The 14,107-nt window shown below is 38.6% G+C and carries 15 protein-coding genes and 1 tRNA gene; all 16 read right to left on the bottom strand.

What is annotated here, in order from left to right; all coding sequences use genetic code 11:
- The 16 genes from drt3a to ACHUE3_RS07830 all read right to left on the bottom strand — a co-directional run bounded on the left by drt3a (position 1) and on the right by ACHUE3_RS07830 (position 14,037).
- Positions 1 to 1,248 carry an antiviral reverse transcriptase Drt3a gene (gene drt3a, locus ACHUE3_RS07905; protein WP_394191869.1) on the bottom strand — a complete coding sequence of 416 codons (1,248 nt, stop codon included), beginning with the start codon at positions 1,246 to 1,248 and terminating at the stop codon, positions 1 to 3.
- Positions 1,242 to 1,871 carry an SLATT domain-containing protein gene (locus tag ACHUE3_RS07900; RefSeq protein ID WP_394191867.1) on the bottom strand — a complete coding sequence of 210 codons (630 nt, stop codon included), beginning with the start codon at positions 1,869 to 1,871 and terminating at the stop codon, positions 1,242 to 1,244. The genes drt3a and ACHUE3_RS07900 overlap by 7 nt, the downstream gene beginning before the upstream one ends.
- A 267-nt stretch (positions 1,872 to 2,138) precedes the next feature.
- Positions 2,139 to 2,213: transfer RNA gene (locus ACHUE3_RS07895), tRNA-Arg, on the bottom strand.
- A 71-nt stretch (positions 2,214 to 2,284) separates the two neighbouring features.
- On the bottom strand, positions 2,285 to 2,947 hold the full coding sequence (locus ACHUE3_RS07890; RefSeq protein ID WP_394191865.1) for a FlgO family outer membrane protein: 663 nt from the start codon (positions 2,945 to 2,947) through the stop codon (positions 2,285 to 2,287).
- Positions 2,948 to 2,955: 8 nt separating this feature from the next.
- Positions 2,956 to 3,630 carry a FlgO family outer membrane protein gene (locus ACHUE3_RS07885; RefSeq protein ID WP_394191863.1) on the bottom strand — a complete coding sequence of 225 codons (675 nt, stop codon included), beginning with the start codon at positions 3,628 to 3,630 and terminating at the stop codon, positions 2,956 to 2,958.
- A gap of 12 nt (positions 3,631 to 3,642) precedes the next feature.
- A complete protein-coding gene (locus ACHUE3_RS07880) occupies positions 3,643 to 4,236 on the bottom strand; it encodes a FlgO family outer membrane protein (RefSeq protein ID WP_394191861.1) in 594 nt (197 codons plus the stop codon).
- 51 nt (positions 4,237 to 4,287) lie between these two features.
- The gene (locus ACHUE3_RS07875; protein WP_394191859.1) at positions 4,288 to 4,890 is read right to left on the bottom strand and encodes an SPOR domain-containing protein; all 603 of its coding nucleotides are present in this window, start codon (positions 4,888 to 4,890) and stop codon (positions 4,288 to 4,290) included.
- A gap of 25 nt (positions 4,891 to 4,915) precedes the next feature.
- A complete protein-coding gene (locus ACHUE3_RS07870) occupies positions 4,916 to 7,801 on the bottom strand; it encodes a hypothetical protein (protein WP_394191857.1) in 2,886 nt (961 codons plus the stop codon).
- A gap of 51 nt (positions 7,802 to 7,852) precedes the next feature.
- Positions 7,853 to 8,665, bottom strand: coding sequence for a fimbrial biogenesis chaperone (locus ACHUE3_RS07865; RefSeq protein ID WP_394191855.1), 813 nt, complete (start codon positions 8,663 to 8,665; stop codon positions 7,853 to 7,855).
- Positions 8,666 to 8,673: 8 nt separating this feature from the next.
- Entirely contained in the window at positions 8,674 to 9,141 is a 468-nt protein-coding gene (locus tag ACHUE3_RS07860) for a DUF4402 domain-containing protein (RefSeq protein WP_394191853.1), read from the bottom strand.
- 20 nt (positions 9,142 to 9,161) lie between these two features.
- Positions 9,162 to 9,755 carry a DUF4402 domain-containing protein gene (locus ACHUE3_RS07855; RefSeq protein WP_394191851.1) on the bottom strand — a complete coding sequence of 198 codons (594 nt, stop codon included), beginning with the start codon at positions 9,753 to 9,755 and terminating at the stop codon, positions 9,162 to 9,164.
- 119 nt (positions 9,756 to 9,874) lie between these two features.
- Positions 9,875 to 10,489, bottom strand: coding sequence for an SPOR domain-containing protein (locus ACHUE3_RS07850; RefSeq protein WP_394191849.1), 615 nt, complete (start codon positions 10,487 to 10,489; stop codon positions 9,875 to 9,877).
- Between the two features lie 146 nt (positions 10,490 to 10,635).
- The gene (galU, locus tag ACHUE3_RS07845) at positions 10,636 to 11,517 is read right to left on the bottom strand and encodes a UTP--glucose-1-phosphate uridylyltransferase GalU (RefSeq protein ID WP_394191847.1); all 882 of its coding nucleotides are present in this window, start codon (positions 11,515 to 11,517) and stop codon (positions 10,636 to 10,638) included.
- Positions 11,518 to 11,547: 30 nt separating this feature from the next.
- Positions 11,548 to 12,399 (bottom strand): thymidylate synthase, encoded by an 852-nt coding sequence (locus tag ACHUE3_RS07840; RefSeq protein WP_394191845.1) that lies wholly within the window; start codon positions 12,397 to 12,399, stop codon positions 11,548 to 11,550.
- Positions 12,400 to 12,411: 12 nt separating this feature from the next.
- Positions 12,412 to 13,215 (bottom strand): prolipoprotein diacylglyceryl transferase, encoded by an 804-nt coding sequence (gene lgt / locus ACHUE3_RS07835; protein WP_394191843.1) that lies wholly within the window; start codon positions 13,213 to 13,215, stop codon positions 12,412 to 12,414.
- A gap of 12 nt (positions 13,216 to 13,227) precedes the next feature.
- Positions 13,228 to 14,037 (bottom strand): sulfite exporter TauE/SafE family protein, encoded by an 810-nt coding sequence (locus ACHUE3_RS07830; protein ID WP_394191841.1) that lies wholly within the window; start codon positions 14,035 to 14,037, stop codon positions 13,228 to 13,230.
- Between the last annotated feature and the right edge of the window lie 70 nt (positions 14,038 to 14,107).

The following is a 14,107-nucleotide window of genomic DNA, read 5'->3' as shown; positions in this document are numbered from 1 at the left end:
CTATTTCTTTTTTTTATGATTTTGGTGTTTCCAACAATGCTTAACGGCAACCATTTCTTTATTTGTTAATTTTAGAAATTTTCTTTCCGTAAAACCCCTTTTAAAGCATAAATTAAGTAATGCTTTTTTTTCATCGAGTGGTATGTTTGCTATTCGCCTACCAAAAAAGTTTCTGCTTTTAGTAAACAGGGACTTTCTTAAAAACTCATTAAACTCCTCAAAAACTCCGACTTTATTGACTAAGCGATTACTGTAATACACTCCTCCTTTCAAAACTCCACTTCTATTCTTACTTCCTGAGATAGGGTAATTGCCAGAGAGAACATCTATCCTATTATAAAGTAACTTTCTGTGATGTTGAGCCAAAGCCTTATTTGTAAATTTACCCCTGTCCAGAAGAGAATGGATAATTCTTGTTTTTATTTTTCTAATTTTGTCATCAGACAGTGAAACTGAAATTGATCTTTTTTTCTCGTAACTACGAGCGGAAATTTGATATTTATAACCCAAGTAATCAAAGGAACGAGAAAAGCTATTCAGTTTTGAAATCTCTGGAACATTAAATTTAATAGTTTTATTATTCAAAGTTAAATCAAAGCTCTGTAAGATAGAGCTCAATTCATTAAATACATTTTCACAATCAACAGTTGTAAAAATAAAGATATCATCGACATATCTAACATAGTAATAAACCCCTGAGATTTCTCTAATTTTTGAATCTACTTTCCTCATATATATTTCTGACATGACAGGGCTAACAGCCAAACCTCTTGGGAGCCCATCTTCGTTAAGAGTACTTAATTGCTCTAAAAAACTAATTGATTTTGATGATAAAAGCCTATCTGATTTGATTTTATCTAGTATTTTTTTATATGAGATTCTTTCGTAAAATGACTTTACATCAGCTTTAATCACACCGTAACTTGATGCTGTTTCTAAGATTCGTAAAACTTGCTCAGAAATGTCATCCCTATTAATAGTAACGATACGATACAACCTTTTCAAATCAGCAGATATTTTTTTTATACAGTAGTGCTCTTCAGCCCCACCTGCATGAAAAACATCTTTAGAATTAATTTTTTTCTTATGGATATTATTTAAGGTAAAATTTGGGTCGTTTATAGCAATTGAGCATAGCTCAAGATTTGCTTTATATTCGTCTTTGTCTCTACCAAGTTCAAACTTAATTATTTCATTTTTTGTTGTGACTCTAAGTAAGGACTTTGAGGTGAAATCCTGTCTTAGCATGATAGATGCGATACCTGAATTATTTTTATAATTACTGACATGATAGTACTTAAAGAGATTATACTTATTAAAATATACGGGAACAGCTCAAGGTATTGCTTAAAATAGTAGTTAAAGTAAAAAGTAATAACCTTCTTATTATTTATAGACAACTTTGCAATATGAAAATCTATCTCATCATGATTAGTCATATCTGTGATCAAACTTAAGTTATACTCATGCAAAAGTGATTCATACTTCTCTACATTCGAACCTCCTAATTCATACTCAAGTTCAACCTCTCTAGATATTTTATTAATTTTTATTGCTGAGGCTGTTATTTTTTCATATCGGACGTCAATTTTTGATGATGATATCGCCACAGATAATGCAAGTATTACTATCGAGCAGAATAAGGAAAAAACCCAAGCTTGAATACTTATTGAAGTAAATATTAAAGGGGTTATTTCTTTAACATCAAAAAACTTTTCCCCAATTGATATCATTATCAAAGAAAAAGAAATCGCTGATATAGAGAATAAAGACCACCAAGACTTCCTTGCTAACCTTTTACTTTGATTAAAACGAGCATAAGCAACAATTTTGGTGTCTTTCTTAAATTTTCCATAAAGCTCTTGTATCATCTTACTCCCTTATCTTTTTAATTAAATGATTAGCTATTCATTCCAACAGGATAGTGCTTCAAAATAAATGATGTATAGCAAAATATAGAATTATCATACCAGAATATTACTACTTCAATAAAAAGATTATCACTCACGAGGGGGCTTTACTTTAAGGCTTCAATAATTTTATGGTCACAGAATCGTAAAGGTTTAACTACATTGCTACACATGTGCTACACAGAAACCTCAAGATAAAGAAAGTCAGATGTAAATCATTGATTTTATTGGTAGCCCCTGCAGGAATCGAACCTGCAACTGCCCCTTAGGAGGGGGCCGTTATATCCATTTAACTAAGAGGCCATGCGCTAGGTGCTAGGAAAGTATAACGGATTAAGCTGTTTTTAATCAAGCTGTTAAATAACGTAAACCGATTAATTGAGGCGTGCGCTGCGCAGGTTAATATCGTCGTTTTTTAACACGTAATAAGGTAATAGTTTTTGGCTACTTGCCACTACACGCTTACTTTGCACATCAATAATCCGTGTATTAACTTCTACGCCACTGCTACGGTAGATTAAAGTGCCTGATAGCACATGGCTTGCAACACGCTTATTCGCTAAGTTTTCTACCTCGCGAGAAAAAACAAAATCACCCCTTGGGTTTACTAAAATTTGGTCTGTTGTTTTAAAATCGACAATGCCATAACCAAATTGTTGTAGCTGATGGATAAAGCTTTCTGAGAGCTGATTACCGAGTTGGCTGCTTTTAGTTAGGCTGTTATCTAAATCAACAAAGGAGGTCACCGCAATCGAGATATCTTGCTCTAGTTGCATGGTGTCGACTAAGTCTAACGCCATTTGTTCAACATAATTAACCAGCGTTTTATTATGTCTACTCGGTGCGAACTGCGTTGAGCTTTGATAGCGCTGCTCTTGTTGCATTTGCGCTTGGTGTATCAATTGACTTAGATCATAATTCGGGCTGGACTCTGGTGCGCTATTAACCGGTTGCGCTTCCATCATGCTACACCCTGTAACAAACGAGGCAGCTACGCTAATACTTAATATGGCTGCACACTTAGTTATATAAGTCATAGTTACTCTCACTCATTCGCTTGTTTTAGCATGATACCGTCAGTGCGATAGCTGCTGTCTAATGCATCGACCACAGATTGAGGTATAAACCCTTGTGCAGAGCCAACAACGGCCTTGCTGGTTAACCCAACTATGCGTGCATTAATTAATACGCCACCTTGGTGATTCACCATGGTGCCAGCTAGCACATAGTTAAAGTTTTGATTTGGGCTGAGCTCTAAATAATCTCGGCTGAATACAAAGTCACCGTTTGGTGTGACACGCATGAAATCTGTGGTTTTAAAATCAACAACGGGTACGCCAAAACTGTGCAGTTCGTGCATAAAGCTTTCGGCTATTTGGTTGCCTAGGAGCGTTCCATCATTGTATTCATCGTCTAAATAAATAAAGCTCGATACAGCTAACGGCGTTCGTGTATTCACGTATTGCAGGTTTTCAGCCATGTCTTGCATGATGCCGCGTACATAATGATTGATGTTTTTACGTGTTGATACTCCCAGTTGACTGGTATCGTTCATCACTGCTTTATTTTGATACAGGCCACTATTTTGGCCCGGCTCTGCAACGGTGCGCTCCATAGCTAGTTGTGGGGTCTTATCTTTTACTAAGGTGTTGTTGTCATTCATCATCTGAGAACAACCGAAGCCCAAAGGTAAACAGAGGGTCAGTATTAAGCGTTTCATAAGGGCTCCTAATTAATATTCACTGCGGTATATAAAACCACCGCGCTGCTGAATTTTTTCATCGCTCCACATCACATTTATGGGGATCTCAGTGCTTGCTGCTGCGGTGATGACATTATTTTGTGCATTCACCATGCGTGCATTAATGATGTAGGCATGTTGTTGCCGCGTTAATGTACCAGTAATAACGTAGTCAATATTCTGACGTTGGTTTAATTTGGCAATATCTCTGCTGAGCATGCTGTCTGCCGATGCTGACAAATTTAAATTATTTTCTAAACGGTACTCAATAATATTATAGCCAAGCTGCGTTAGTTGCGTGATTAGGCTTTCTTGAATTTGCTGGCTCAGACCATGACCTTGACCTTGTGCAAGGCCTGTTTCTAGGGCGTCAGCTAAAAAAAAGCTTGTTATAGCAATACGTGATGAGCTTTTAAAAGAACCATTTTTATGACTAAGCTGCGTGCTTAAATCGCGAACGTATTGATCCACAGTAAAAGACGCCATAGTCGCTTTTTCGACTTTGGAGTCGGTCTTTTTTACGGGCTCACTGGTCAAACTACAAGCGGTTAGACTCAGTGACAATAAAAGTATTAACAGGCGCATATTTGCCATCCTCTATGAGCATAGCAATAACAAAGCAATAATTATGCCTATTTAAAAAGGCTGTGCTGTGTAATGGCTGACTAAACAGTTTATTTGAAATTGCTTAAGTTTTTCGCACTCTAAACGGGCGTTTTTTTGATACTGATATGCACCGAGTTTTAATCGGTAATAGGTCGTGCCTTTTACCTCAATCGTTTCTACATTTGCGATGAGTTCTCCGGCAAATAACTCAGGAGCTTTTGATTTTAGCTGTTCAAGTGCTTTATTCAGCCTTATCCGCTCAGTAACCGATGCCACTTGAAGTGCAAATAATGGCTGTGGTGTTGGCTTAAGTTCAACAGCTGGTTTTGGCTTTTTAACAGGTGTGGCCTGTACATTTGGCTGAGTGGTTTTTTGTTCCACCACAGCGTTAAGCTGCGAGATTAATAGCTTTAAATCTTGCTCAATTAACAGTAACCGCTCTATTCCTGGTTTTGCTTGTTGCCATTGTGATGCTGAAACCTTTAATTGCGCTAACTCTGCTGCTGAAATAGAGACCTGTTCGTCATTTGTTGCTTGGCTGTTATTACTAGAATTTGTAGTACTGCAACCAAAAGCAGCCAAACATATGAGCAATATAATGAGCGTGTTTTTTACTGTGCCATGTGGCGCCATTGATAAATCCTTTTTTACTAATGTGTTATATTTTTTGAGCTTGAACAGTACATTTTAAGCCTTTGTTTTTTAATGCTATACACGTGTTTTGCAAATAATTATCTTCAGTTGATGAGTAGCCAAATGCTAAAATATAGCGTTCATTGTCTTTTAGATAGAATGCCTCACTGAGCGCTTGCGGTTTTAGGTGATGCTTAATTAATTGAAAATACGTTTTCAACATCGCCAAAGAAGAAAAACTGCCCGCATGCGAAATATACCCTGAGTGCTTCACTTTTTCGGTTAAAACAAAATCAACACCCATAACGACATCACCTTGCGGTGATAAATTTACAGCAATGTTTTGCGTTTCTTTTAGCGCTTTTTTATTTTTATAATTTTGACTTATCACTGCTTTATACTCACCGGGCCTTAAATCTGTAAATAAATAATACCCGTCGTAGGCCGCTTGTGTTTGCGCTACTTGCTTGCCTTGTTTGTTTAGTAACACTATATCTGCATAGGGTTTAACTTCGCTGTGCTGGCCTTTTTGCTGATAAACCACTCCTTCAATTTCACTGGCATTATTCAGTGGATAATCCATATACTCAATAAAGCCTGCGCGTGGAGTGATTGAAAAGCCATCGTGGGCTGGTACTAAAAATGGATCAGGGAAGCTGTCTTTATCAAGCACAATATCTGTTGTACGGTTTGCTGGCATTGAGGTAAGCAAGGCAATTCCTTGCTCATCAGTAACAGCTTGGCGGTAGTTTTGTAACCCTTTAACCTTTACCCCAGCAGCTCCTTGTTCGCTTTCATCCATAACACCGTTGTTATTATCGTCAATAAAAACGCGTAACATTAATGTACCTGTAGTCGTTAAGCTCTGCTTTGAAACAAAATAGTTATTGTTTTGCGCATCCACCCCTAAACTAAAGCGACTATAAACACCAAACTGCCAATTTTCTTCACTGTCGTAATTAAAATTACTCGTCACACTAAACTTATCGCTTTGCCACGTTAAGCCTAAGTCTGCTGATTGTAGGTCATTGATACGCGAATCTCGCAGCGTTAATTCAGCTTGTAACTGACTGCTGATACTGCGGTTAAATTCAGCTTCGTAACTGGTAATTTCGCTTACAGGCGATAAGGTGTAATCAATGCCAAAACGGCTATAAATACGGCCAAAGCGACCTTGCAAACGCGATGTACCATCAACAAACTCTTGATTTTTAGCATCTTGCCATTGCAGTTGATTACTAAGTGAAATGCCTGAGTAGGCATAATTTAAACGGTTTTGTATTTGTTTATAAGTTCCCTGACTATCAGATTGCTGATAAAGAACATTGTTCTGATAATTTAATCGGCCAAAATCGCTTTGCATTAATTCGCCAGCCATATTTATTTGGTAGCTATCATATTCCTGATTTGCTTCGTCAGTTCGGTTAGTTGCACTAAAGAGTAAAGATTGTTCTGCAACTTGACTGCGTGCTGTTAACTCAAGCTCTTTTTCATTTTGGTTGTTTTGCTCGTAATCTAGGTTTAATAAGAGCCGATTAAACAGACTTAGATTTGTACCAAAAGCAACGTGTTGTAAGTCGTCATCTGCTCTTTTTTGCCCCAGTGCAGCTGTGTAAATAGAGACGTTATCAGTAACTCCTTGCTCAAATCGCCCAGCAACTTGCCAACCTGCATTATTAAAGTTGCTGTTACCGAGTAACTTTTTGCCTTGCTCTGACACAGACAGTTCGTAAAATCCTTCACCTTGATCTAATTGATTACCATCAACAAAGTAGTACTCAGTTTTACGCTCAACTTGTCCTTGAGGGCCATAAAAAATCAGCTCAAAATTATTTTCACCGTAATATAAATCTACATTTTCAAAAACATAACGCCCATCTGCTAAGCTTAGTTGTTGCGCAATTAATACTCCGTTGCGATAAAGCTCAGCATCCCACCCTAACTGAATGGCGCCACTTAAATTAATACGATTGTTATCAAATTGCTGGTTGAGATCACGATTAGAAAACTTAAATCCGCGCCCGTATTGGCTGTTATAACGACTCCCTACTTGAGTTGCGATAACGTCGCCAAACTCAACTTCACTCGCACCTAAAACACCGAGCAAACTGCTTTGTGAATCTTGCCTAGTAAAAGTTAAACGTGAGTCTGTTAATAAATCACCCTCGCGGCCAGATAAAAAGTACTCTGCTGATAGATAGGCAAAATCTTGAGCACCTAATAATGAATATCGGGTTCTATTTTGGTTTTTATCTGCGCTGTAATTTAATTGCAGGTCAGCCACGGGCGCTGAAATGGCTTGATATGGACTGGCTTTCCAAGGCAATGTGGGTTCTGACTTTTGTTTGGTTTTATTAAGAGTTCTCCCCTTGCGCTGACGCTGAAGTTCAAGTGGAAGTGGTTCATCTGTGTTTAGGTGTACTTCTAAGTCAGCGTAATCAACATTAAATCTAATACCAAATGCATAGTTTAAAACGTCAATTTCAATATAAATATCATCATCAATACTGATATCGGTGTCAGTTAATTGCAAAACACCATGTTCTGTAATTAATGTGTTATCAGACAATTCAAAAGTTTGTTGATTGGCGTACCAGCCTTTTGCTGAGCTTGTTGGTAAATCTATATCTATTGCAAATTGAAGAATATCTGCAAATCCCGATAAACCTAATTGCACATTTTTGTCACTTTTGAGCGCAAAAACTTCACCCAAATAATGGCCATTTAAATAAAGTGAAAATAGTAAAAACTCACCTGTAGCAATTCGCTGTTGCGATTCAACAGAAACTTGTGTTTGAGGTGTTTCTTGAAGGTTAGCTGTTGCAAGTTTACTTTGAATTAATTGCAGTGTATCAAGCGCATCATTCGCTGTTGGCGCAGTTTTACTTGATACGCTAATACTTAGGCACAAAAAAAACCACAGTAGTAATCTGCTCACCCTATTTTGTGTTTTCATTCACGCTTATAATTGCAACATGTTAGCTGTTATAGGAAACGTATGCTCGGCAAAGGTGACATCTGAGTATTCATCTGCCCCTGTATATTTGAATTCAATAACTCCTGGTTGAGTAATTACTTTATCGCTAAACAAGCTTAAAGTGACATCTGCACTATCTACATCTGAATAAATACTTAAATTACCAATCTCAGCTATTTTCTCTGCAGAACTATTTGCATCGCTTTTAAAATATGCGCTTAACTTTCCATAACTACTAAATCCAGTATTGCGGTTAACTTTTAATTTAAATTGCATGCGTTGATTATCTGGATTTGTAATAACTTTTGCATGTTCAATAGTCACTTTGGGTACTTCTGCACTTTCACGCAGCACCACAGGAATACTGTAACTCATGATCATATTTATTTTTATCGAGCTATTAGTTTTGCTGTTTTCGTTGGGTAACGCTTGAAACAATAAGTGTGAACGGTACTCGCCAGGTGCCAAATCTTTGGGCTTCCTAATTGCAATTTTAACTGTTTGCTTTTCACCAGGTGCTAACCTCATTTGCTTTGGCGATAGCCTAGTCATTGGGCTCAAACTAGTGGCAGTCGCTTCAGGTAAGGTAATATAGCCGCCGGTTGGCGTAGATTGTTTTTCACTCCAAACTACCCGGTATGTTTTGTATTCTTTGCCTGTATTAATTACGCTTACTTTAGCGGTACGCTGGCGTTCATCAAAACTAATACGGGTTGGAGAAATTAGCAGGTCGGCAATTACGTTTTGACTTAAAAATAAAAAACTGAAAACCAACATAAACGTTAACTTGTTGAACATTATAATCCTTAGTAGTCCACGGAAATTTCAAGATTTGTAGGAGATGAGTAGTTACCATCTGAATATTGTTTAGTGCTTGTGTTTATTTCAAGCTTGCCACCAATCAGTACACCAACTTCGCCGAATTCATCGCCAAAACCGTACTTTGGAAAGCCATTTAAACTCACTTTAAAATCGGCGCTACTGCTTCCTTGCGTATCGTGTTGAAGGGTAACAGGCGCAACTAAATTCATTGTTACACGGGTGCCTGTTGGAATACCCGTTAATATAAGCTCTGCTGGACGGCCATCTCTTAAAACATAAATATCACCTGTGGTATTTATGGTGCCGTCATCTTTGATTATTACAGAGCCGAACTGTTCACTTTTTAAAACAACTAAAGTGCCAAAATCAAGCGCTTGCTGCTCTATACTGGCCGATTTTACTAATAGCGGACATAACGCTAAAAACAACGTCAATATAGGGCAAAAGCGCATAATAAACTTAGCGGCCTAAATTAATAAGCAACTTCAATCTGAAAGTTACCCGTGTAATCCGTATCGCGGTAAGCTTCACTAGAAACAATCCCTGCGGTAGACAGAGTGGCACCTATATTAAACTCAACACTACCATCAGCATCAGCTGTTAAGTTAGGGTTTCCTTCTGTATAAGGTGTATTAGCATTTGGACCACTGGTAATAAAGTATGTCCAACTGCCAACAGTGAAGTTTGGTTCATTTAAACCCTGACCATCAGAATCGAGTACTGTTGCTGTTGGATCTGTGATGGTTAAGCGAGCATTAGGTACTACATCTGATACAGTGAAAGAAGCTGGTGAACCCTGCCCAATTATAGAAATAATCGCTGGAGAATTATCAGTTCTTGACGATACAGGGCTTGCATCTGGATCTGGGTCAATAACTAAAGTTGCTTGATTAGTACCTGCCGGATCTGCAACCGCACGAATAATACCAAAATCTAAATCATTACCTTTAGTCAAAACAACTGTATTTTGTACTTTAACCGTCGCACTAAAGCTCTCGCTTGTAGCATAAACACCAAAAGAACTTGCGGCTACGGCAACTGCAAGTAAGGTAGAAGATAATTTCATACTAAATCCTTATAAAAGACGGGACATTACCCTATGTTGTCCCTATCATAATTATTATCGACACCAAGGACAAATACTTTACGCTTAATTACTGAAAGAAAAGATAAAGCGCACTTTATTCAAATAGGTTGGCCCACAAATGGCGCACTTAAACACTTTTGTCCCATGCTTTTTGCAATTAAGCAAAAAGTATTAGCTTCAGTATAATCTTGAAAAGGGCCTACGCGTAAGCCATACAAGGTAACGCCTTTGTTCTCACGCTCAGTCATTAAAAAGTCTAGCTGTTTAAACGCATGAGGGTATTCTTTGTGTAATCTAACAATTTGTAACTTAACCAGCTCTGGTTTTAAATATAGCCCTAGCTGCGCTCCTGCCAGAGAATCTGACTGAGTTCCCAACATAGCGTCAGATTCAGCAACAGCCATATTTTTATCCGTTTTAGTGGCCTGATTACCATAAAGCACATCCTCCCGCTCTGAACGAAGTTCTGACGGACCTTGTGCTAATTGAGAGTTTGACGACAACGCCATAATCAGTAGTTTAAGATCATTTTCCATGTTTGCAAGTCGATTAATACTGTCTTGCTGTTGCTGCCACTGCGCAACATATTCTTTAACTTGCTGATCAGAGATGAGTGATGAAGAATCATCAACCTTGCGGCTTTCATTCATGGCGCAACCAGCCATCAGCACAGCTGACATCAAAGTAAGCCAAATTCGAAGTGTAATATGCATTTTTAGCGCTTTATTTAAAAAGTAATAAGGTAATTAAGCAAAGTAGATGCCAATATATTATTGTAACTGAGGTCATGATTTTATGAGGGTTAAAATAAAAAAGTGCCATGTTGGCACTTTTAAATGTATGTCTCTATCAGTGAGGTTTATTTAACTAGGCCTTTGATAAAAGACCCTAAATCATCTTTAAACTCATCTCTTCGTAGAGCAAATTCAATGATTGCTTTTAAGTAACCTAATTTACTACCACAATCATGGCTGCGCCCTTTAATGGCGTAAGCTGCAACAGCTTCTTTTTCCATTAGCATGGCAATGGCGTCAGTTAATTGAATTTCATCACCCGCACCAGCAGGCGTTTTTGCTAGTAATGGCCAAATATTTTTACTTAAAACATAGCGCCCAACAACCGCAAGGTTAGAAGGTGCAGTTTCAACTGGTGGCTTTTCAACCATATTAGTAATAGAAGCACTTTGACCTTGCGTGATTTTTTCACCACCTAAATCGACAACACCAAACTTATCAACATCTTGCATTGGGACTTGCTCAACCATAATTTGGCTTTCACCCGTTTGCTCAAAATGCGTGATCATTTCAGCTAAGTTGTCTTTTTTAAGGTCACTCTCATGATCGTCAATAATTACATCGGGTAAAATAACCACAAATGGCTCATCACCAATAATCGGTGCTGCGCAGTTAATCGCATGGCCTAGACCCTTTGCTTCACCTTGACGTACTTGAATAATAGTAACGTCTTTCGGGCAAATCGATTGCACCTCGGCTAATAATTGCCGCTTTACACGTTTTTCAAGGGTCGCTTCTAATTCAAAACTAGTGTCGAAATGGTTTTCAATTGAGTTTTTACTAGAGTGAGTCACTAAAACAATTTCTTTAATACCCGCAGCAATGGCTTCACCTACCACATACTGAATTAATGGTCGATCTACAATCGGTAGCATTTCTTTCGGTATTGCCTTAGTTGCAGGCAACATACGCGTGCCTAAACCTGCAACTGGTATAACTGCTTTCATTTAATTCTCCTTAAATGGGTATTAATGGCCCTACACTGAAAAAGGGTATTTAATCGCGTCATGGCATTGGTAGCCTATAACTTCAAAATCATCCCGTGTGACCCATGTTTCAATGTCTTCTAATGTTTTAATTTCTGGATTGATACGCAACTGAGGTGACTCAAATGGTTCACGCTTTAATTGTACATCACGCATTAATTCTAGTTGATTTTCATAGATATGCGCATTTACAATTTTATGGTATGCCTTACCCGGTTTGTGGCCGGTAATTTGCGCCACTAAGGCAAGCAATACAAAACACTGAATTTGATTAAAATTCAAACCAATCGGAACATCACAACTGCGTTGATACGATGTTAAAGATAACGTATCGCCTAACAGTGAAAATGTATGTGTGTGCATACATGGGCGTAAGCAACCTAGGTCAAACTCACCTGGATTGTAAAAAGTGATGATTTCACCTCTGTCATCGACCCCATTTGTTAGGTTATCAATCACTTTTTTAAGCTGATCTAACGGTGTACCATCGGGGCGTTGCCAATGCCTCCCTTGAACGCCGTATACCCGCCCCATGTCGTCTTCACCTTGTCGATTGGGGTTATTCAGCCATGCTTGATTTTCATTTGCATTTGCATCCCACGTCATACAACCAATTTCACGAAACTGTGCTGCACTGCTGTAACCGCGAAGGTAACCTAGCAACTCAGCAATAGCCGCTTTATAATAGCTTTTACGGGTTGTGATCATTGGGAACTTATTGTTAGCAACATCGTACTCAAGATCTGCATTTATCACGGTTAGGCAACGCGTGCCTGTACGTTTGTTTTCAACCCAAACACCTTCATCAACAATGCGCTGACATAACTCTAAATATTGTTTCATTATTCGCTCTTTTTAAGCTTTACTAGCAGCTGACAGTTGCGGTTTTTTGTATGCCCATATTATCAAACCTAAGCCACCAATAACCATCGGTAACGATAAAATTTGCCCCATTGAGATAAAGCCGCCAAACAAGCCTAAATGGGCATCTGGCTCTCTAAAGTATTCAATGGCAAAACGGAATACACCGTAACCTAATAAAAACAAACCGCCTACACTACCCGCTGGACGTGGCTTTTTAGTGAATACATATAAAATAATAAACAGCACTAAGCCTTCAAAAAACGCTTCATAAAGTTGCGAGGGGTGACGAGCAAGCGGCCCACCTGAAGGAAATACAACCGCCCAAGGTACATCAGTGGTGCGACCCCACAGCTCACCGTTTATAAAGTTACCAATACGCCCAGCTAATAAGCCTACTGGTACAAGCGGCGCTACAAAATCACCTACAGCGAGAAGTTGTTTTTTACGAGTCCATGCGAAAATACAAATTGCGGTGATAACACCTAATGTACCACCATGGAACGACATACCACCCTGATCTATTCTAAATAAATAAAATGGATTTTCTAAAAAGTAGCTAAATTGATAAAACAGCACATAACCTACTCGCCCACCTAATATGACCCCGAGCATGCCATAAAAAAGTAAGTCACTGACTTCGTCTTTTGACCAACCTGAGTTGGGTTTAGCTGCTTGGCGATTTGCCCACCACATAGCAAAAGCAAACCCTATTAAATACATCAACCCGTACCAACGTACGCTTAGTGGACCAACCGAAAATATAACGGGATCTATTTGTGGAAATTCTAGAGCCATAAAAATTAAACCTTAACTAAACACCATTTGAAGTGCGATGATAACCAATAATACTGCAAACGCTTTTTTTATCGTTGCAACGGGTAAATAATGTGTCGCTTTTGCACCAATCGGCGCCATAAACCAAGACGTTATGACAATCCCTAACAATGCAGGTAAATAAACAAATCCAGCAAAGCCATGCGCTAAGTCAGTCACCTTCCAGCCAGCCGATATATAGCCAACCGAACCAAACAAAGCGATAACAATACCACAGGCAGCAGCACAGCCGATTGCTTTTTTAATATCAACAGAAAAATAATTCAACAAAGGAACAATTAGCGCACCACCACCAATACCAATTAAGCCCGACAAACCGCCCATTATTGCGCTAAAAGTACCAATAACGGGACCTTTAGGCATCGCTTTGCCGCTGGTTGCTTGTTTACGTGTCGATAGCACCATACGAGCGGCAATAAATACGACACTGGTTGCAAATACTGCCCGTAATAATTGTTCTGGAATAAAGCTCGCAGCAAAACCACTTAACAAAGCACCTAACCCGACCCCACCCATAACCCAAGGCGCAATCTCCCAAGGTACATTATTATTTTTATGATGAGCGAGTGCTGAAGATGTCGACGTAAATAAGATTGAAGCCAAAGAAGTGGCTATTGCAATAACAAGTACATGATCAGCATCTGCTACATCAAACTTTACCAGCAAACTACTCAGCACGGGCACAATGATCAAGCCACCGCCTATGCCAAGTAAACCTGCTAAAAACCCGACAATACTGCCTAGTACTGCACAGCTTGCGATCAAGACAACTAAATCATGCATAGCACACTCTTATAAATAAATCGTTATATGCATATACTAATCCATTATATCTCGGGATCACAGCTTAAAT

The organism is Pseudoalteromonas atlantica, from assembly GCF_043641955.1.
In the GTDB taxonomy this organism is placed as follows: Bacteria; Pseudomonadota; Gammaproteobacteria; order Enterobacterales; family Alteromonadaceae; genus Pseudoalteromonas; species Pseudoalteromonas atlantica_A.
Note: the sequence above shows the minus strand (reverse complement) of the source record. Positions and strands in the feature narration are given on the sequence as shown.